We start from the raw sequence: 20,688 nt of genomic DNA, 5'->3' as shown, positions 1-20,688 counted from the left end.
TGAAGACAAAATAAAAGATTTTAAGGAGTAGTAGTGCGCACGAGAAGACTCGAACTTCCACGATTAATAACAATCACTAGCCCCTCAAGCTAGCGCGTCTACCAATTCCGCCACGTGCGCTAAATTTTAAAATAAAGATAAAAAAAAAGTTAAGCTTTTAAGCTTAACTTTTTTTTGTGACCGGGCTGGGGCTCGAACCCAGGACCCTCTCCTTAAAAGGGAGATGCTCTACCAACTGAGCTACCCGGTCATTGTTTGTTGTTTGCGGGTGCAAATATAAGAGCTTTTATTAATATTCCAACCCTAAATTGCATTTTTTTTTGTTTTTTTGCTGCACTTTACGATAAGACGTTTATAATCAGTAAATAAGGCTTAAGATGAATTTAATTTTAATAGGATATATGGCTTCAGGGAAGTCTACAATAGGTAATTATTTAGCTAAAGTGTTGAATTATAGCTTTATTGACTTGGATAATTACATTGAAAAAAAAGAAAACTTATCTGTAAAAGAAATATTTAGTCAAAAAGGAGAGATTTATTTTAGAAAATTAGAAAACACAGCTTTAAAAGAAATAGTTAATAATAAAGAAAATTATGTGCTTTCTTTAGGAGGAGGAACACCATGTTTTTATGATACCATGGAATGGTTAAAAAGTAACACTAATACTAAAACCATATATTTAAACGTAAATTTAAATGTTTTAACGCAGCGATTATTAAAAGATAATACGCGCCCCTTAATTAGTCATCTTAATAATGAAGAAGAAATAAAAGAGTTTATAGCTAAACATCTTTTTGAGCGTTCTTATTTTTATAATATGGCAGATGTTAGGATTAATGCTTCAGAAAGAATAGAAGATATAGCAGAAAAAATAATTCTTAAACTATTCTAAGTAAGCTTTCCAATCGTTATCTTTTAGATCTACTTGTACATGCTCATTTAAAGAAGTAGAGAGAGAAATGCCTTTAAAATCTGCTTTTACAGGAAATTTTTTATGATTTCTATTTACTAAAACAGCAGTTTTAAATTGTTTTAAAGGTACATCCAGAAAATGTTTTACACCGTAAATTAATGTAGATCCAGAATTTAAAACATCATCTATTAATACAATAGATTTATTAGTGTAATCTTCTGCTTTGATAGAAGTTTTAATTGGATTCAATGGTTTTTTCTTATCAATAGTAACCTTACATAAAACAGGATTAATAGGAGATATTTTAGTAAGTTTTGTTTTTAGTTTTTTAGCAAGAATATAGCCATTAGCCTCTATTCCGGCTAAGATTATTTCGCTTTCGTCAACATTTGCTTCATAAATTTGATAAGCAATGCGGGTTAATTTTTGATCAATTTCTGAAGCTGTTAATATAGTATTATTTAAAGTTGTCATTTATTGTTGGTTTTTATAATCCAAATCGTCCAAATCTCTCCTGTCTTTTTTGGTTGGACGACCACTTCCTTTTTTTCTGTAATAATCTTTTGCTAATTTAAGTAATTCTTGAGTTTCAAAAGCAGATTTAGGTGTAGTATCTAATCTGTAAATATCAACAATTTTAGCTCCAACACGGTTTTTAGGGATATCAAGAACGGTAACTTGATAATTTACCTGATTTTTTCTTAGCTCTATTTTATCTGTTGCATAAACTTCTTTACTTGGTTTAACAATATCACCATTTACCCTAACATGACCTTTTTTACAAGCAATAGAAGCTTGGTTTCTTGTTTTATAATACCTTACACACCATAAATATTTATCAACTCTCATACAAAAAATCTAAAATAGACGTTAACGTTATTGTGCAAAATACTATTAAAATGTATCTTGCAAGCTCAAAAATAACAATAATGAAATTAAGAAAAATCACTTTAGCTGTTTTACTATTAGCAATATTTAATTTTGCGTGTAATGATGATGATGATAATACTACCGTAATTGAAGAGAGAGATGAAACAGAAGTTTACAATGAAAATATTTTAGAAATAGAAGAGTTTTTATCAAACTATACCTATAACTACGAAGAATTTGATTTTTCTGATCCGTATAATCCATCAAATGACGATTTTGAAGTAGAGTTTACTCTTATAGATGACTCAAATCCTAATGCAGATGCATTAATTGATAGACCAGAATTAACTTATAAAATCGTAGAACAAAACGGTATTGATTACAAGTTGTACATATTGTCATTAAGAGAAGGTTTAGGTAATACTATAAATCCTTTAGATAGAGCAGTTGTTACTTACAGAGGAGAAACTTTAGATGGAGAGTCTTTTGATTTTAATGTTAACCCTACAAACCTTAATTTAACAACAGGATATAATGCTAGTGGTACAATTGTAAATGGTGTTGTAACTGGATTTAGAGAAGGTGTAATTGAATTTAAAACAGCATCTAATTATTCAGAAAATAATGACGGAACTGTAAATATAACAGGTCAAGGTAAAGGAGTTGTGTTTATACCTTCTGGATTAGCATATTTTTCAAATTTTGTAACAGGAATAGACGCATACTCTCCAATATTATTTAAATTAAATATTATTGAAAGAAATCATACAGATTTTGATCAAGATAATATTCCTTCTTATATAGAAGATTTAGATCAAGACGGTGATGGTTACAATGATGATACTGATGGAGATGGTATAGCTAACTTTATAGATATAGATGATGATGGAGATGAAATTTTAACAGCAGATGAAGTGGAGCCAATGCAATACGAGGAAGATAATAGTATGGCGCCTTTTACAACAAAAGCTGAAGCGCAAGCTTTTTATGATAATAATGCTGCCGAAAATGAAGTTTTTGTTAAAATAGAGTTTGTTTCAGCGACAGGTAATTATAGACTACACACAACGATATTAACAGATAGTAATAATGATGGTACACCAGATTATTTGGATCCATCAATGTAATGTCTATATAAAATAAAAAAAAAGCCACTTTTAGTAAGTGGCTTTTTTTGTTTATAACATGTTTTATTATAACATAATAGATAAACTTAAAATAAGTTGTTCTGGTCTTGTGTCTAATCTGTTAGGATTATTAAGGGTTATGTTATTATTAATTATAGTAGCTTCGTTATCATTAAAACCACGTTCGTATCTTAAATCTACACCAATATTATTAAAACTTAAGCCTACGCCAAAGTTTAACCCTACAGAAAAATCATCTTCAATATTGCTAACTGTAGCATTTTCAAAATCAGAATCTAAGATATATTGTAGGCTTGGACCACCAAAAACGTGAATAGGTCCTAATACTTTTACACCAACTAATAATGGCATATCTAGCTTCTTTAAATCAAATTCACCTGCATTATAATCACTTTTAGTCGATGTGTAAACAAGTTCTGGTCTAAAGTAAAGTTGTTTACCTATTTTACCAAAAACACCAACATGGTAACCAATAGTTCTATCTGGGTTTTGATAATTATTAGAAACAGATTCAAAGTAATCACCGTTACCATTATAATTTAAGCCACCTTTAAAGCCAAATCCGCTATTTGTTTGTGCGTAAATTGATATTGAAGATAATAATACTAAAGAAAAAAGTATAAGTTTAAATCTTTCTGTTCTGTTTTCATTGTTTAGAATTTTCATAATAGTTGTTTTTTGATGTGAATACTTTTTTAAACGAAAATTGTGCCAAATTATTTTTAAGCTTAAATTAAAAAAGGCTTAAAACAATTGTTTTAAGCCTTTAAATTAATTAAAGTATTAACTTAATTATTTTCTTTTAATTACTTTTTCAGAAGCTTTAACAATTGCTTCTGCATTTAATCCATACTTGTCCATTAACTGAGCAGGTGTACCAGATTCTCCAAAAGTGTCATTTGTAGCAATAAACTCTTGCGGAGTTGGTTTGTGTTGTGCTAAAATACGTGCAACACTTTCACCTAAACCTCCTAAATAATTATGTTCTTCTGCAGTTACTATACATCCGGTTTTTGTTACAGAATCTAAAATAGCTTTATCATCTAAAGGTTTAATGGTATGAATATTTATAACTTCTGCAGAAATTCCTTTTTCGTTTAAAGTTTTTGCAGCTTCTAACGCTTCCCAAACTAAGTGTCCTGTAGCAACGATAGTTACGTCTGTACCAGATTGTAAGTGTAGCGCTTTTCCTATTTCAAACTTCTGGTCTTCTGGAGTAAAGTTTGCTACTTTAGGTCTACCAAAACGTAAATAAACAGGACCTTCGTATTCTGCAATAGCTATTGTAGCTGCTTTAGTTTGATTATAATCACATGGATTAATGACTACCATTCCTGGTAACATTTTCATTAAACCTATGTCTTCTAATATTTGGTGTGTTGCGCCATCTTCACCTAAAGTTATACCTGCGTGAGATGCACATATTTTTACATTTTTACCTGAGTATGCAACACTTTGTCTAATTTGATCGTAAACACGACCTGTAGAGAAGTTAGCAAATGTACCAGTAAAAGGTATTTTACCGCCAATAGTTAAACCAGCAGCCATACCAATCATATTTGCTTCTGCGATACCTACTTGAAAAAAACGTTCTGGATGGTTTGCTTTAAAATCATCCATTTTTAATGATCCTGTAAGATCTGCACATAGTGCAACTACATTTTCGTTAGATTTTCCTAATTCTGTTAATCCAGCTCCAAAACCAGAGCGTGTATCTTTACTTCCTGTATTTGTGTATGTTTTTGTCATTGTTTTGTGCTGTTTAGTAGTCTCCTAGTGTTTCTGGGTTTTGGTTTAATCCTATTTCTAATTGTTCGTCATTAGGTGCTTTACCATGCCAAGCATGTGTATGCATCATAAAGTCTACACCATTACCCATTACGGTTTTAAGTAAAACACAAACTGGTTTTTCTTGACCAGTTAAGGTTTTAGCTTTAGTCATTCCTTCTAATATAGCTTCTATGTTGTTTCCGTTTTCAATCTCTACAACAGTCCAACCAAAAGCTTCAAATTTTGCTCTTACGCTACCTAAGTTTAAAACTTGATCTGTAGATCCATCTATTTGCTGACCGTTTAAGTCTACGGTAGCAATTAAATTATCTACTTTATTAGCAGCAGCATACATAATAGCTTCCCAGTTTTGTCCTTCTTGTAATTCGCCATCACCATGAAGACTATAAATTAAATGATTATCCTTATTTAATTTTTTAGCTTCTGCAGCGCCAATAGCTACAGACATACCTTGACCTAGTGATCCTGAAGCAATTCTAATACCAGGTAAACCTTCGTGAGTTGTTGGATGACCTTGTAGTCTAGAGTCTATTAGCCTAAACGTGTTAAGCTCATCAACAGGAAAATATCCAGCTCTAGCTAGTACACTGTAATATACAGGTGAAATGTGTCCATTGGATAAGAAAAATAAATCTTCATTTTTACCATCCATGTCAAAGCCTTCTTTACGCTCCATAATTTCATTATAAAGCGCTACAAAAAATTCTGCGCAACCTAAAGATCCTCCAGGATGACCAGAATTAACTTTGTGTACCATACGCAAAATATCTCTGCGTACTTGTGTTGTTAAATCATTTAATTGTTGTGTACTTGCCATTTTAATTTTGTTAATCGTGTTGTTTATGGGGTCAAAATTATGATATTAAATCACCTTATCAAAATAGAAAAAACGCAGTTATTAACTTATTTTCATATTTTGCTAACAATATTTAGATTTTAAAATAAAAAACTAAATATTCAGTTTAAATTTTATAATCTATTTAAGACCCATTGTCTAATTCTTGGTTATATTTGCTAGCTGAAGATTTTACACATATATGACTTTCGATTTAAAAGCTAAAGATACTCAAAGTAAAGCTAGAGCAGGAGTAATAAAAACAGATCATGGTGTTATAAAAACACCTATATTTATGCCTGTTGGTACAGTTGCTTCTGTAAAAGGAGTACACCAAAGAGAATTAAAAGAAGAAATTAATCCTGATATCATTTTAGGTAATACTTACCACTTATACTTAAAACCACAAACCGATATTTTAGAAAAAGCTGGTGGTTTGCATAAATTTATGAATTGGGACAGAAATATCTTAACCGATTCTGGAGGATATCAAGTATATTCTTTATCAGCTAATAGAAAGATAAAAGAAGAAGGTGTAAAATTTAAAAGTCATATTGATGGTAGTTACCACACATTTACTCCAGAAAATGTAATGGAAATACAACGTACCATTGGTGCAGATATTATTATGGCGTTTGACGAGTGTACACCATATCCATGTGATTATAACTACGCAAAACGATCTATGCATATGACCCATCGTTGGTTAGAGCGTTGTTTAACACATTTAAAGAAAACACCTTTTAAATACGACTACTCTCAAGCATTTTTTCCAATTGTTCAAGGTAGTACCTATAAAGATTTACGTAAGCAATCTGCAGAGTATATTGCTGGTGTAGGAGCAGAAGGGAATGCAATAGGAGGACTTTCTGTTGGAGAACCTGCAGAAGAAATGTACGCTATGACAGAAGTAGTAACAGACATCCTTCCAGAAGATAAACCACGTTACCTTATGGGTGTTGGTACACCAATTAATATATTAGAAAATATTGCATTAGGTGTAGATATGTTTGATTGTGTTATGCCAACAAGAAACGCAAGAAATGGTATGCTGTTTACAGCTCACGGCACAATTAACATCAAAAATTTAAAATGGCGTGACGACTTTTCTCCAATAGACGAAATGGGTATTACTTTTGTAGATACAGAATATAGTAAAGCCTATTTAAGACACCTTTTTAATGTAAATGAGTTATTAGGGAAGCAAATAGCAACTATACATAACCTAGGGTTTTATCTATGGTTAGTTAGAGAAGCTAGAAAGCACATTATAGCAGGCGACTTTAGAACCTGGAAAGATAAAATGGTAAAACAAATGGACAAGCGTTTGTAATACATGAAAATATTAGATTGGTACATATTAAAACGCTATCTATTAACATTTGTAATGATGTTAATTCTGTTTGTTCCTATTGGGATAACAGTTCACTTAGCAGAAAAAATAGGGAAAATAATAGAAAACGAAGCTCCTTTTGGAGAAGTCATGATGTATCTATTATATTTTACAATCTATTTTGCTAACCTTTTATTTCCTTTATTTTTATTTTTATCTGTTATATGGTTTACTTCAAAATTAGCCAACAATACAGAAATTGTTGCTTTTTTAAGTTCAGGAGTTTCTTTTACTCGTTTTTTAAGACCATATTTAATAGGTGGAGTTATTGTAGCGTTGTTTTCTATACTAATGGGAATGTATTTAGCTCCAAATGCAAGTAAAGGTTTTTATGACTTTAAATATAAATACCTTTCTGGTAAAAAAAATAATAACAACAGAAATGTTTTAAAGCAAATAAACGAAAACGACATTATTTATGTAAGTAGTTTTGATGCTTCAAAAAATATGGGAGTAAATTTTACTCTAGAACATTTTGAAGATAATAAAATGACTTACAAGTTAACAGCAGCTAGCATTAGATATGTAGAAGATGATTCTATTTACCTTCTAAGAAATTACGAAAAACGTATTATAGGAGAAACAAATGATAAGATTATTCTAGAAAGAAGAAAAGACACTATTTTTCCTTTTGATTTAGAAGATTTAACTCCAGAAGATTTTATTGCTGAAACTTTAGCATATCCTCAACTTTTAAGATTTATAGAACGTGAAGAAAAACGAGGTTCTAAATTTTTAGGTAGATATCGTTTAGCAAAATATCAAAAATGGAGCTTACCTGTATCAGTATTTATCTTAACTATAATTGCAGTTGCGGTGTCATCAAGAAAACGTCGTGGCGGAATGGGAGTAAACCTAGCAATAGGTATAACAATAGCAATGGTATTTGTCTTTTTTGACAAAATTTTTGGTACACTAGCATCTCAATCAGACTTTAGTCCATTACTAGCAGTTTGGTTACCAAATATTATATTCGGTATTCTAGCTTTCTTCTTGTTACAAAATGCTAAACGATAAATTAAAAAACTATCTTCACCTGCATTTCTTGGTTTTTATAGCAGGTTTTACAGCAATATTAGGTAAGCTAATTTCTATTAATGCTGTAAGTTTAGTTTGGTATAGAATGTTGTTTGCAACAATTCTAATGATAGCATATGTAAAATTATTTAAGGTAAATCTACAAATAACCAAAAAAGAATTAATTAAGCTTTGTTTAGCAGGAGTTATAATTGCATTACACTGGATTACTTTTTATGGAGCAATAAAAGTAGCTAACATTTCAATTGCATTAGCTATGTTTTCAACAGGAGCTTTTTTTGCCTCATTTTTAGAGCCTATTTTTTATAAAAGAAAGATTATTCCTTACGAGATATTTTTTGGTCTTATTGTTATTTTAGGTGTGTATTTAATTGTTCAAAGTGAAATTCAACACTTAAAAGGAATGATTTTAGGAATTGTCTCAGCATTCTTATCTTCCTTATTTGCAGTTTTAAATGGAAAGTTTTTAGAACAGCACTCAGCAACCAAAATATCTTTTTACGAGTTTTTAAGCGGTGTTATTTTTATTACAATATATATAGCTTTGTTTGGAGAAGGTTTTACCGCTTCATTTTTTAGTATAAACGCTTCAGATATCGGATATTTACTTTTATTGGCTTCTATCTGTACTGCTTATGCGTTTATAGCTTCTGTTTATGTGATGCGTTATATTAGTCCTTACACAGTAGTTTTAACCTATAATTTAGAGCCAATTTACGGGATAATTTTAGCATTAATTTTATTTCCTGAGACCGAAATTATGTCATCTTCGTTTTACATAGGTGCTTTTGTAATCCTTTCAGTTGTATTATTTAATGGAATTATAAAAAACCTAAAATATTTAAAGAGAAAAAGAAAACATAAACCATTATAACTCTATATTTTAACGTACAAAAGAAGCCAATTTTTAAAAATATTGGCTTTATTTCAACTAAAAAAATGTAATTTTGTGCGCTAACAAATAAACTAAAAGACACATTCCCTATGGAATATTTAGAATTTGAATTACCAATTAAAGAGCTAGAAGAGCAATTAGACAAGTGTCAAGTCATTGGAGAAGAGAGTGATGTAGATGTGACTCAAACATGTAAACAAATAGAAAAAAAGCTACTAGCAACAAAAAAAGAAATTTATAAAAACCTTACACCTTGGCAGCGTGTGCAACTATCACGTCATCCAAATAGACCTTATACATTAGACTATATAAATGCTATTTGTGGCGATAGTTTTTTAGAACTTCATGGAGATAGAAGTTTTAAAGATGATAAGGCTATGATTGGTGGATTAGGTAAAATAGGAGACCAAACATATTTGTTTATTGGTCAGCAAAAAGGATATAATACCAAAACAAGACAATACCGTAACTTTGGTATGGCTAATCCAGAAGGTTATCGTAAAGCATTACGCTTAATGAAATCTGCAGAAAAATTTGGAATACCAGTAGTAACACTTTTAGATACACCAGGTGCATATCCAGGATTAGAAGCAGAAGAGCGTGGACAAGGAGAAGCTATTGCAAGAAATATTTTAGAAATGACTAGATTAAAAGTACCAATTATAACAATCGTTATTGGTGAAGGTGCTTCTGGTGGTGCATTGGGTATTGGTGTAGGAGATAAGATTATGATGCTAGAAAATACATGGTATTCTGTAATATCTCCAGAATCTTGTTCTTCAATCTTATGGAGAAGCTGGGAATTTAAAGAGCAAGCAGCTGAAGCTTTAAAGTTAACAGCAAAAGACATGAAAAAAGTTAAGATAGTTGACGATATTATTAAAGAACCATTAGGTGGTGCTCATACAGATAGAGAGACAACTTTTAAAACAGTAAGCAAAGCAATTGAAGATGCTTATGAAGAGTTTAAAAACTTATCACCAAAAGATTTAGTAAATAAAAGAATTGAAAAATATTCTGAAATGGGTGTATTTAAAGGTTAACCCTTATAAAATCATTTGCTCAAAAAATCTGAAACTTGAGTTTCAGATTTTTTTTATGCTTATTAACAAAAAAAATGAGTTATTAACAACCGTATTGTTAATGACCTGTTGAGATTAGCTCAATTTCTAATTAAGGTTTTCTTAACAATTTATTTACTTTCGTTAACTCGAAAAAAAATGAAATTTCTTGAGATTTACACTCAAAAAATTAACTGTAAATCGTTATATTTTAATCTATTATTTTATATCAATAAATGAAACAACCAAATCAATTAAAAGGTTACCAAGTAGATAAAAGCACCTTGATAAATCTAGAAAGAGGTAAGGTGCCACCACAAGCTATTGACTTAGAAGAAGTGGTTTTAGGTGCTATGATGATTGATAAAAAAGGTGTAGATGAAGTTATTGATATTTTAAGCGCAGAAGCATTCTATAAAGAAGCACATCAACACATTTTTGAAGCTATCTTTATGCTGTTTCAAGAAAGCCAACCTATAGACTTATTAACAGTTTCAACACAATTAAAGACTAACGGTAAGTTAGATATGGTTGGTGGTGACTTTTACTTAATATCTTTAACGCAAAAAGTATCTTCTTCTGCGCATATCGAGTTTCATGCACGTATTATTTTGCAAAAATATATTCAGCGAAGCTTGATTAAAATTTCAAGTGAAATTATTGAAGATGCCTATGACGAAACTAAAGATGTTTTTGATCTCTTAGATAGTGCAGAATCTAAATTATACGAAGTTACACAAGGTAACATTAAAAAATCTAGTGAAACTGCTCAAGATCTTGTAATACAAGCAAAAAAGAAAATTGAAGAAATCTCTAAAAAAGAAGGAATGAGTGGTATTCCTTCTGGTTTCGATAAACTAGATAAGTTAACTTCTGGTTGGCAAGAAAGTGATTTAATTATCGTAGCAGCAAGACCAGGTATGGGTAAAACTGCATTAACGCTAACTATGGCACGTAATATTGCCGTAAACTCTAACATACCGGTGGCGTTTTTCTCATTAGAGATGGCATCTGTACAGTTAATTACTCGTCTAATTTCTAGTGAAACAGGATTATCTTCAGAAAAATTAAGAACAGGAAAACTAGAAAAACACGAGTGGGAACAACTTAACGTAAAAGTAAAATCTTTAGAAAAAGCACCACTTTTTATTGACGATACACCTTCGCTTTCAATTTTTGACCTACGTGCAAAAGCTAGACGTCTAGCGTCGCAACATGGAATAAAAATGATTATTATTGATTATTTGCAGTTAATGACAGCGTCTGGTACAGGTGGTAACCGTGAGCAAGAAATTTCAACCATTTCACGTAACTTAAAAGCTTTAGCTAAAGAGTTAAGTGTACCAGTAATTGCTTTATCACAGTTATCCCGTGCGGTAGAAACACGTGGAGGAAGTAAACGTCCATTATTATCAGATTTACGTGAATCTGGAGCAATCGAGCAAGATGCAGATATTGTAAGTTTTATTTATCGTCCAGAATATTATAAGATTGACGAATGGGATGATGAAGAACGATCACCAACAGAAGGTCAAGCAGAATTTATTGTTGCAAAACACCGTAATGGTGGACTAGAAAACATAAGGCTTAAATTTATTGGTCATCTTGGTAAGTTTGACAATTTAGACGACTTTGATACACCTTTTGGACAAGAATATCATAGTAAAATGAATGAAACGAATGATGATCCTTTCCCACAATCTAATTTCCCATCTGCTAATGATGCTTTTGGAGCACCAGATGAAGATAATGATGTGCCATTTTAATTAATACATTTTTAGCAATAACGACCAACGATGGATAAAATAAAAACTACCAATTATTTGCTTTTAATAATTGTAATTCCAATACTATTCTATCTTTTAAAGATTTTGTCATTTATCTTTATTCCATTAGTGTTTTCAATGTTTATCGCATTATTATTCTTACCTATATTAAGAAATTTAAGAAGACGCAAAGTCCCTAAATATTTAAGTATAGTATTAGTTTTATTACTTATAGTTGCAGGAGTTTGGATAGGTATAGAGTTAATTAAATTATCAAGTAAAGAAATATTAACTTCAGATTCTCACTTTTTTGATAAAGCCCAATTAAAAATAAATAGTTTAGTTGGTAGCCTCGAATCTTTTTTTGGAATTCAACAAGTAGAAGGAGTAAAAACTATAAATAAGTATATAAATAAAGATGTTATTTTAAATAACTTATCTCCAACAGTTAGCTTTATTTCTAAATTTTTAACAGCTTTACTTACTACAACATTTTTTGTTGTATTGTGGTTAGCAGAATCTATTAATGTAGAGCGATTAATTAATAGAACACTTTTAAAACAAAAGCACACCTCTATAAAAACATTTAGAAAGATTGAAAAAGACTTAATAAAATTTATAAAAGTTAAGTTTTTAGTTAGTTTTCTTACTGGTATTGGTACTGGTTTAGCATGTTACTTTTTTGATGTTAGTTTTCCTATATTTTGGGGCTTATTTGCATTTATTATCAATTTTGTACAAATGGTAGGCTCTTTTATTACCGTAATTTTATTATCTATATTTGCTTTTGTAGAATTAGAAATATCTAGTGTTTTACTCTTCTTTATCATTTGTATTACATCTGTTCAAATATTATTTGGCGCTATTTTAGAACCAATTTTTATGGGAAAATCATTTTCTATAAATATTATTGCAGTTTTAGTAATGCTTATGTTTTGGGGATTTATATGGGGCGTACCAGGTTTAATCATGGCAATTCCTATTACTGTTTTTATTAAAATAATTTTAGAACAGTTTCCTCGAACAAAAATAATTTCAGATTTACTTTCAGGTTCTTAAACCTTACTTAAAATGATATTAAAAAATTAAAAAAAGCACTTTTTTTGTTTATCTTTCATCTATGAAGAAAACACTTTTTTTAATACTTTTTTTATCAATCACATTTCAAAGTTTTGCGTCATATGTTCTAATTCCTATGGATGCAGATACGCAAAAAAATCACTTAAAAGCTTACGGGATTACGTATTGGACTTTAAGCCAACAACTAAAAGTTAAGTGGTTACTTAATTATCGTGGTGGTTCTTTTTTATTACCAGATTCAGAAAGAATTCAACGCGAATGTCAAATAAGAGGCGTAAGTTTTGAAGTCATTTCTGATGTTAAAGCCGAAAGTATTTTAAAAGAAATAAGCAGTCCAAGTAAAAATATGGAAGCAGTAGTTTTAGAAAAAGCTCCTAAAATTGCTGTTTATACACCTAAAGGAAAATTACCTTGGGACGATGCTGTAACAATGGTATTAACTTATGCGGAAATACCTTACGAAACTGTTTACGACGAAGAAGTTTTAAAAGACGAATTATTACTTTATGACTGGTTACATCTTCATCATGAAGATTTTACAGGTCAATATGGTAAATTTTATGCTAGATATAGGCAAGCTGCTTGGTATATTGAAGAAAAAAAATCAGCAGAAGCCTTAGCTACAAAATTAGGTTACAAAAAAGTTTCTGAAGAAAAACGAGATGTAGCTTTAAAAATAAGAGATTACGTAGTTGGTGGCGGATTTATGTTTGCTATGTGTAGCGCAACAGATAGTTTTGATATTGCATTATCTGCAGACGGCGTAGATATTTGCGAACCAATGTTTGACGGCGATGCAAGCGATGCAAATTATCAAGCAAAAATTGATTTCAATAAAACCTTTGCTTTTAAAGATTTTACTTTAGAGCGTAGCCCATTGGTTTACGAATTTTCTAGTATAGATATGACTACAAAGCGTAAAATACCCAAAGAAACAGACTACTTTTCTTTAATGGATTTTTCAGCAAAATGGGATCCAATTCCAACCATGTTATGTCAAAATCACACTGCGTTGGTTAAAGGTTTTATGGGACAAACTACTTCTTTTGACAGAGAAGAAATAAAATCTAATGTATTAGTTATGGGCGAGAATAAGACCAATGGAGAAGCAAAATATATTCACGGTATAAAAGGTAAAGGTTTTTTTACCTTTTATGGAGGTCATGACCCAGAAGATTATACACATAAAGTTGGTGATCCAAAAACCGAATTAGATTTGCATCCTACATCTCCTGGCTACAGATTAATTTTAAACAATGTGTTATTTCCTGCAGCAAAAAAGAAAAAGCAGAAAACTTAATATTTAGATGAAATTTTTTCAAAAAGAAATAAGTTTAGCTCCAGAAAGCAGAGGATTTCATTTAATTACTTCAGAAATTTTAGATCAAATTTCAACTGAAATTCAAAGTATAAATATTGGTCAACTACAGGTATTTATTAAACATACTTCTGCAAGTTTGACCATAAATGAAAATGCAGATCCAACGGTTAGAGTAGATTTTGAAAGTTACATTAATACCTTTGTTCCAGAAAATGAACCTTATTACAAACACACTTATGAAGGTTCAGATGATATGCCAGCACATATTAAAGCGTCATTATTTGGAGCTTCTGTAACTATTCCTATAACAAACGGAAAACTCAATTTAGGGATTTGGCAAGGTATTTATTTGTGTGAACATCGTGATTACGGAGGTAGTAGAACAGTTGTAGTAACAGTATTTGGTAATTAACGTTTCTTTACAATCTTGCAAACTTTCATTTTGTATCTTTATTAAAAAGGAAAGTAATATGTCAACCAAGGAAACCATTTTAAAAAAAATAGAAATACTAATCACTAACCATTTTAAAACTCCAGAAGAAGCATTTGCTTTTTTTGATAAAGATGGCAATAAAACATTATCTATTTCAGAAATTAAAGAACTTTTAAAACAAGCTGAAATTAGTGGTTTTATAAGAGGTATTGTTGCAAGTAAGCTTATTGAAGGTTACGATAAAGATGGAGACAAGCAAATAAATTGGGCAGAATTTAAGGCTGCAATAGACGAGATTTCTAAATAAAAAACAATTGAGATATTATTTTGTTCAGTTTATAAAACTACTATTTTCTACCACTTTATTCTGGTCTGGAGCATTTTGTTTATTTATCACTATAAGATATTTTGCAATAGGAGCAGAAGAAGGTATTGCAATAACTGATTTTTCTTTTGCAAAACTCTTAAAGTTTGGGTTGTACTTAGGAGGTCTAATAGGTCTTTTGTATGCTATTGTAGAGTTTGTTTTTGATAAATTTGTAGCTAAAAACCTATCGCTTTCAATTATAATTTTCTTAAAATTTTTAGTGTATTTGGTTGGTATGATTTTGTTCTTATCAATTATATATGCTAGAGCAGAAGTAGAACTAGATTTAAATTTATCTAACGATTTAGGTTGGTGGCAACAAAACCAAGTGTTTTGGTTGTTGGTTGGGTATTTTATTATCTGTTCTCAAGTTTTTACATTTATTAAAATAGCCAATGAAAAATTTGGTCAAGGTGTCTTTTTTAATTTTTTAATAGGAAAATATAGAAAGCCAAGAGAAGAACGACGCGTTTTTATGTTTTTAGATTTAAAAGATTCGACCAAGTTAGCAGAACAATTAGGACATTATAAATACAGTAAATTAATACAAAGCTGTTTTTATGATTTAAACCGAGTTATTGGACGGTACGATGCAGAAATCTACCAATATGTTGGGGATGAAGCTGTGTTAAGTTGGACTTACAAAAGAGGTATAAATCATAATAATTGTATAAAACTGTTTTATAAATATAAAGAAGTACTTAAAAAAAAGGAGAAATGGTATTTAAAACAATTTGGAATAATACCAACATTTAAAGCAGGTTTACACGGTGGTAAATTAATAGTAACAGAAGTTGGTACTGTTAAAAAGGAAATTGCTTATCATGGAGATGTTATTAATACTACAGCAAGAATACAAGGCGAGTGTAATAAGTATGAACAATCATTATTAATTTCTGAAAGTTTATACAAAACCATGTATAACCTTCAGAAGTACGATATAAAATCAATAGGTGAAATTCCTTTAAAAGGAAAAGAGGAACTAGTTAAAATATACGCTGTTAACCTTGTTTTGAAAGTTTAATCTTTTCTAATAATGACGCTAATACCATCTCTACACCAGCTTCATTATTGCTTTTTGTTATAAATCTAGCTGCTTTTTTTACATTTGGATGTGCGTTTTCCATAGCATAGCTAAAGTAGGAACGTTCTATCATTTCTAAATCATTATTATAATCTCCAAAAACCATTGTTTCTTCTGTAGTTATACCTAGATTATTTTGAAGTTGTGATAAAGCAAAACCTTTATTAGCATTTTGATGAGAAATATCTAGCCAAACTTGACCAGAAACTTTTACTTTATAATTTGTTTCTAGATGTTTTACATGCGGGTATAATTGTTCTTCAGATCCATGTTTACAGTAAACGGCTATTTTTAAAAAGTCATCATTATCAATAGCGGTTAAATCTTCTATTTGTTTGTATTTGGTGTAAAACTCCTTGAAGAAGTTTATAAAACTTTCATTTTTTGTTTCGATATAAGCAGACTTTTTTCCGCAAAGAACAATTTCAATATCATCAAAAGATCTTAGTAGTAAAATTAAATCTTTTATTTCTTCTTTAGGAATTTTGATTAAAAGCAAATCTTTACCTTGTTGTTTGGTTATAGCTCCATTTTCTGCAATAATGGTAATGTCGTTTGTTATATCATTAAGCTTATCTGTAATACTAAAATACTGTCTACCACTTGCAGCAACAAAGTGTATGTTTTCTTTTTTTAAAGCTTCAAATAAGTTAAAAAAGTTTTGACTTACTTCTCCTTGATTATTTAGTAATGTACCATCCATATCAGAGACTACAAGTTTGACTTGAGATAATTTCATAAATTCAATTTTTAAAGTTAGGTGAATAAAAAAATCCGATTCAAAAAAGAATCGGATTTAATTTATATAAGCGAAGTATTGTTATACAATTGGCAAAAAGCCTTATTTTACTTTATTCACAATTGCTTCAAAAGCTTCTGGGTTGTTCATAGCTAAATCTGCTAAAACCTTACGGTTTAATTCGATATTATTAGCTTTTAATTTACCCATAAACTGAGAATAAGACATACCGTGTAATCTTGCACCTGCATTAATACGCGTAATCCATAATGCACGGAATGTTCTTTTTTTGTTTCTACGGTCTCTGTATGCATATTGCATAGCTTTGTCAACCGCATTTTTTGCTACTGTCCAAACGTTTTTACGACGTCCAAAGTAACCTTTTGCTTGTTTAAGCACCTTTTTTCTTCTGGCTCTTTTAGCTACAGAATTTACTGATCTAGGCATAATTTAATTGTTTTTTTTGTAGTAGGCGGTTAATTGTTTAACACTTTGATTGAGCCTAACTCCAGGGTTTATAAATAATTTTAACCGGTTAAAGTCTTGTTACTTTAAACGTAACATGATTTTAACATTGTTCTCATCTGCATCATGTACTAATGCATCGTGAGTTAAAGCTAACTTACGTTTTTTAGACTTCTTTGTTAAGATGTGACTTTTAAACGCGTGCTTTCTTTTAATTTTACCAGTACCAGTAAGCTTAAAACGCTTCTTAGCACTAGATTTTGTTTTCATTTTAGGCATTTTGTTTCCTAGTTTTTATTATTTCGCTTATATTATTTTGACTCTTATTAAGAGTTTAATTATTTTTTTGGAGCAATAAACATTGTCATACGTTTTCCTTCAAGTTTAGGCATTTGTTCTACTTTCCCAAATTCTTCTAAATCTTGAGCTAAACGTAATAATAATATTTGTCCTTGCTCTTTAAACACTATAGAACGTCCTTTAAAGAATACAAATGCTTTTAGTTTTGCTCCGTCTTTTAAAAACTTTTCTGCGTGTTTTTTCTTAAATTCATAATCATGATCGTCTGTTTGAGGACCAAATCTTATTTCTTTAATAACAACTTTAGATGCTTTAGCTTTTAAAGCTTTTTCACGTTTTTTCTGTTCGTAAAGAAATTTCTTATAATCCATTACTTTACAAACTGGTGGATCTGCTTTAGGTGAGATTTCTACCAAATCAAGTTCTTGCTCTTCGGCTATTGCTAAAGCTTTTTTAATTGGGTAAATACCTACTTCTACATTATCTCCGACTACACGTACTTTTTCTGCTCTAATTTTAGAGTTAATTCTGTGTTGGTCTTCTTTAATAACTCTTGCTGGTCCTCTTGATCTTTTTCTACGTATTGCTATGGCTTTTCGTTTTTAGTTAAACTTAAATTTAAAATTGTTTTTTTGTTTTATTAATTTCTTTTTTAATAATTTCTGCAAATTCATCTACACTAATCGTGCCTAAATCTTCACCTCCGTGTTGTCTTACAGAAATTTTATTTTCTTTTTCTTCTTGCTCTCCTATGATAATCATATAAGGCGTTTTATTCATTTCTGCCTCTCTAATCTTTTTACCAATAGTCTCGCTTCTATTATCTATAAGGGCGCGAATTTCGTGATTTTCTAGCAAAGTTAAAACATTTTGACCGTAATTTTCATATTTTTCACTAAGAGTTAACACAGAAACTTGTGTTGGCATTAACCAAAGTGGGAAATTTCCTCCTGTATGTTCTAGTAATATTGCTATAAATCTTTCTAGACTTCCAAATGGTGCACGGTGAATCATTACAGGTCTGTGCGATTCGTTATCACTTCCTTTATATGTAAGGTCAAATCGTTCTGGTAAATTATAGTCTACTTGTATAGTCCCTAATTGCCATTGTCTGCCTAAAGCGTCTTTTACCATAAAATCTAGTTTAGGTCCGTAAAAGGCAGCTTCACCTGTTTCTATAATATAATTTAAATTTTTCTCTTTTGTTGCATTTAGGATTGCTTTTTCTGCTTTCTCCCAATTTTCGTCACTTCCTATGTATTTTTCTGGTTTTTCTGGATCACGTAAAGATACTTGCGCTGTAAAGTTTTCAAATCCTAAAGATCCAAATACATATAACACTAAGTCTATTACATTTTTAAACTCTTGATCCAATTGGTCTGGCGTACAGAAAATATGCGCATCATCTTGAGTAAAGCCTCTTACACGTGTTAATCCATGTAATTCTCCGCTTTGTTCATATCTATATACAGTGCCAAACTCGGCATAACGTTTTGGTAAATCTTTATAGGACCATTGTGTGTTGTTGTATATTTCGCAGTGATGAGGGCAATTCATTGGTTTTAATAAGAATTCCTCATCTTCTTTAGGTGTTGTTATTGGTTGAAAACTATCTTCACCGTATTTGGCGTAATGACCAGAAGTAACATAAAGTTCTTTTTGGCCAATATGAGGTGTGACAACCATCTCATAGCCAGCTTTTTTTTGAGCAGCTTTTAAGAAGTTTTCTAATCGTTCTCTTAAAGCAGCACCTTTAGGGAGCCATAAAGGTAAACCTTGTCCTACCTTTTGTGAAAAAGCAAATAATCCTAATTCTTTACCAAGTTTTCTATGGTCACGCTTTTTAGCTTCTTCTAAAAGTTCCAAATATTCTTTTAAATCCTTTTGTTTAGGAAATGAAATACCATATACACGTGTTAATTGAGGGTTGTTTTCATCACCACGCCAATAAGCTCCTGCAACAGACAATATTTTGACAGCTTTTATAATACCAGTATTAGGAATGTGTCCTCCTCGACATAAATCTGTAAAAGTAGAGTGATCACAAAATGTTATTTCGCCATCCTCTAAATTTTTTATTAATTCTGTCTTATATATATTGTCTTTATATAAAGATAGTGCATCAGATTTACTAACAGTACGCATATTAAAATTATGTTTACCTTTAGCAATTTCAAGCATTTTATTTTCTATACTTTTAAAATCTTTATCACTAACCACGTTCTCTCCAAAATCGACATCATAATAAAATCCATTATCTATAGCAGGACCTATAGTTAACTTGCATCCAGGATATAATTCTTCTAAAGCTTGAGCAAGTACATGCGCAGAACTATGCCAGAATGCTTTTTTACCCTCATCATCATTCCAGGTGTAAAGCACAAGAGAACCATCGGTGGCTAATTCTGTAGAAGTTTCTATAGTTGTACCATTAAAGTTTGCTGAAATTACGTTTCTAGCTAAACCTTCACTAATGCTTTTAGCAACATCCATTGGGGTAGATCCTATATTAAAGGCTTTAACACTACCATCAGGTAAAGTAATATTTATCATGAATTATTTAAATTAGGATACAAATATAATAGTATAATAATAGAGAAGCAATATAAATGTATGTAACAATATCATTAGTTTATTATGTGGTATTATTTCATATCGAATAAATATAAGCAAGATATTTTAGAGTCTTCCTTAATATTAACAAGAGTAATTCCTAATTATAAATTAAAAGTATAATATAAGAGGAGTGTTAATTTGAGTTATATAACATATAGTGCGTAACAATATATATATACTCTACATAAAAGTATAAGATTTAAAAGGAGCATTAAGTGTATTATATAGGTTGAAAAAACAGATTTGAAAAAAAGATAAAAAAAGTTAAGTTGTAAAACGCTGAAAACAAGGTGTTAAAAAGCAAGAGTAAAAAAAAAGTAAAAAAAGTTTCAAAAAAGGGTTGTGGGGATGAAAAAGGGTCTTATATTTGCACCCCGAAACAATAACAACTGAGCAATCAGTGATAAGATTTCGAGAAAGTTCTAGATAAAATATTGATTAAGCAAAACGGTGAAAAAATAAATTTTAATTTTTTTTAAAAAAAAGTTTGCAAGGTTTAAAAACTTGTTTTATATTTGCACCCGCTTAGGAAATAAACATCTTAAGAATTAAGAAAAAGTTCATAAACATAT

The 20,688-nt window shown here is 30.3% G+C and carries 22 protein-coding genes and 2 tRNA genes; 12 read left to right on the top strand and 12 right to left on the bottom strand.

Annotated elements, in window-relative coordinates; genetic code table 11:
• Positions 1-34: 34 nt before the first annotated feature.
• Both H574_RS0107520 and H574_RS0107515 read right to left on the bottom strand, forming a co-directional pair.
• Positions 35-120: transfer RNA gene (locus tag H574_RS0107520), tRNA-Leu, on the bottom strand.
• A gap of 57 nt (positions 121-177) precedes the next feature.
• Positions 178-250: transfer RNA gene (locus H574_RS0107515), tRNA-Lys, on the bottom strand.
• Between the two features lie 127 nt (positions 251-377).
• Here H574_RS0107515 and H574_RS0107510 point away from each other — a divergent pair.
• The gene (locus tag H574_RS0107510; protein ID WP_027879990.1) at positions 378-893 is read left to right on the top strand and encodes a shikimate kinase; all 516 of its coding nucleotides are present in this window, start codon (positions 378-380) and stop codon (positions 891-893) included.
• Here H574_RS0107510 and H574_RS0107505 read toward each other — a convergent pair.
• Both H574_RS0107505 and H574_RS0107500 read right to left on the bottom strand, forming a co-directional pair.
• Positions 885-1,388, bottom strand: a complete 504-nt coding sequence (locus H574_RS0107505; protein ID WP_027879989.1) for a phosphoribosyltransferase family protein — start codon at positions 1,386-1,388, stop codon at positions 885-887. The genes H574_RS0107510 and H574_RS0107505 overlap by 9 nt on opposite strands.
• Positions 1,389-1,763: an RNA-binding S4 domain-containing protein gene (locus tag H574_RS0107500; protein WP_027879988.1), complete on the bottom strand. Its 375-nt coding sequence runs from the start codon at positions 1,761-1,763 to the stop codon at positions 1,389-1,391.
• Positions 1,764-1,843: 80 nt separating this feature from the next.
• Here H574_RS0107500 and H574_RS14035 point away from each other — a divergent pair, with 80 nt between their 5' ends.
• Positions 1,844-2,911 (top strand): FKBP-type peptidyl-prolyl cis-trans isomerase, encoded by a 1,068-nt coding sequence (locus H574_RS14035; protein WP_051169850.1) that lies wholly within the window; start codon positions 1,844-1,846, stop codon positions 2,909-2,911.
• A 66-nt stretch (positions 2,912-2,977) separates the two neighbouring features.
• Here the strand turns inward: H574_RS14035 and H574_RS0107490 are convergent, their stop codons facing one another.
• From H574_RS0107490 to H574_RS0107480, 3 genes are all read right to left on the bottom strand, one after another.
• Positions 2,978-3,598 carry an outer membrane beta-barrel protein gene (locus tag H574_RS0107490; RefSeq protein ID WP_051169849.1) on the bottom strand — a complete coding sequence of 207 codons (621 nt, stop codon included), beginning with the start codon at positions 3,596-3,598 and terminating at the stop codon, positions 2,978-2,980.
• Between the two features lie 126 nt (positions 3,599-3,724).
• The gene (locus H574_RS0107485; RefSeq protein ID WP_027879986.1) at positions 3,725-4,681 is read right to left on the bottom strand and encodes a transketolase family protein; all 957 of its coding nucleotides are present in this window, start codon (positions 4,679-4,681) and stop codon (positions 3,725-3,727) included.
• A gap of 13 nt (positions 4,682-4,694) precedes the next feature.
• A complete protein-coding gene (locus H574_RS0107480) occupies positions 4,695-5,546 on the bottom strand; it encodes a transketolase (RefSeq protein WP_255593147.1) in 852 nt (283 codons plus the stop codon).
• A gap of 214 nt (positions 5,547-5,760) precedes the next feature.
• Here H574_RS0107480 and tgt point away from each other — a divergent pair, with 214 nt between their 5' ends.
• The 10 genes from tgt to H574_RS0107430 all read left to right on the top strand — a co-directional run bounded on the left by tgt (position 5,761) and on the right by H574_RS0107430 (position 15,936).
• A complete protein-coding gene (gene tgt, locus H574_RS0107475) occupies positions 5,761-6,891 on the top strand; it encodes a tRNA guanosine(34) transglycosylase Tgt (protein ID WP_027879984.1) in 1,131 nt (376 codons plus the stop codon).
• Between the two features lie 3 nt (positions 6,892-6,894).
• Complete coding sequence (locus H574_RS0107470) at positions 6,895-7,968, top strand: LptF/LptG family permease (protein WP_027879983.1); 1,074 nt, start codon at positions 6,895-6,897, stop codon at positions 7,966-7,968.
• Positions 7,955-8,863 carry a DMT family transporter gene (locus tag H574_RS0107465; protein WP_027879982.1) on the top strand — a complete coding sequence of 303 codons (909 nt, stop codon included), beginning with the start codon at positions 7,955-7,957 and terminating at the stop codon, positions 8,861-8,863. Before H574_RS0107470 ends, H574_RS0107465 begins: the two co-directional genes overlap by 14 nt.
• 110 nt (positions 8,864-8,973) lie before the next feature.
• Entirely contained in the window at positions 8,974-9,927 is a 954-nt protein-coding gene (locus H574_RS0107460; RefSeq protein WP_027879981.1) for an acetyl-CoA carboxylase carboxyltransferase subunit alpha, read from the top strand.
• Positions 9,928-10,181: 254 nt separating this feature from the next.
• The gene (gene dnaB / locus H574_RS0107455) at positions 10,182-11,711 is read left to right on the top strand and encodes a replicative DNA helicase (protein WP_027879980.1); all 1,530 of its coding nucleotides are present in this window, start codon (positions 10,182-10,184) and stop codon (positions 11,709-11,711) included.
• Positions 11,712-11,741: 30 nt separating this feature from the next.
• Positions 11,742-12,770, top strand: a complete 1,029-nt coding sequence (locus H574_RS0107450) for an AI-2E family transporter (protein ID WP_027879979.1) — start codon at positions 11,742-11,744, stop codon at positions 12,768-12,770.
• A gap of 61 nt (positions 12,771-12,831) precedes the next feature.
• Positions 12,832-14,091 carry a hypothetical protein gene (locus H574_RS0107445; protein ID WP_027879978.1) on the top strand — a complete coding sequence of 420 codons (1,260 nt, stop codon included), beginning with the start codon at positions 12,832-12,834 and terminating at the stop codon, positions 14,089-14,091.
• 7 nt (positions 14,092-14,098) lie between these two features.
• On the top strand, positions 14,099-14,524 hold the full coding sequence (locus tag H574_RS0107440; protein ID WP_027879977.1) for a secondary thiamine-phosphate synthase enzyme YjbQ: 426 nt from the start codon (positions 14,099-14,101) through the stop codon (positions 14,522-14,524).
• 58 nt (positions 14,525-14,582) lie between these two features.
• Complete coding sequence (locus tag H574_RS0107435) at positions 14,583-14,852, top strand: EF-hand domain-containing protein (RefSeq protein WP_027879976.1); 270 nt, start codon at positions 14,583-14,585, stop codon at positions 14,850-14,852.
• 7 nt (positions 14,853-14,859) lie between these two features.
• A complete protein-coding gene (locus H574_RS0107430) occupies positions 14,860-15,936 on the top strand; it encodes an adenylate/guanylate cyclase domain-containing protein (protein ID WP_051169848.1) in 1,077 nt (358 codons plus the stop codon).
• On the opposite strand, the gene H574_RS0107425 is transcribed toward H574_RS0107430, so the two are convergent.
• The 5 genes from H574_RS0107425 to thrS form a co-directional block, all read right to left on the bottom strand.
• A complete protein-coding gene (locus H574_RS0107425) occupies positions 15,914-16,735 on the bottom strand; it encodes a Cof-type HAD-IIB family hydrolase (protein WP_036227326.1) in 822 nt (273 codons plus the stop codon). The two genes, H574_RS0107430 and H574_RS0107425, sit on opposite strands and share 23 nt — an antisense overlap.
• Before the next feature lie 102 nt (positions 16,736-16,837).
• Complete coding sequence (gene rplT, locus H574_RS0107420) at positions 16,838-17,182, bottom strand: 50S ribosomal protein L20 (protein ID WP_027879973.1); 345 nt, start codon at positions 17,180-17,182, stop codon at positions 16,838-16,840.
• 99 nt (positions 17,183-17,281) lie between these two features.
• Positions 17,282-17,479, bottom strand: coding sequence for a 50S ribosomal protein L35 (gene rpmI, locus H574_RS0107415; protein WP_027879972.1), 198 nt, complete (start codon positions 17,477-17,479; stop codon positions 17,282-17,284).
• A 59-nt stretch (positions 17,480-17,538) separates the two neighbouring features.
• Positions 17,539-18,048 (bottom strand): translation initiation factor IF-3, encoded by a 510-nt coding sequence (infC, locus tag H574_RS0107410; RefSeq protein WP_262497780.1) that lies wholly within the window; start codon positions 18,046-18,048, stop codon positions 17,539-17,541.
• A gap of 70 nt (positions 18,049-18,118) precedes the next feature.
• The gene (gene thrS / locus H574_RS0107405; protein ID WP_027879970.1) at positions 18,119-20,053 is read right to left on the bottom strand and encodes a threonine--tRNA ligase; all 1,935 of its coding nucleotides are present in this window, start codon (positions 20,051-20,053) and stop codon (positions 18,119-18,121) included.
• Positions 20,054-20,688: the final 635 nt, after the last annotated feature.

It is taken from the genome of Mesoflavibacter zeaxanthinifaciens DSM 18436 (assembly GCF_000422365.1).
GTDB classification, from domain to species: Bacteria; Bacteroidota; Bacteroidia; order Flavobacteriales; family Flavobacteriaceae; genus Mesoflavibacter; species Mesoflavibacter zeaxanthinifaciens.
Note: the sequence above shows the minus strand (reverse complement) of the source record. Positions and strands in the feature narration are given on the sequence as shown.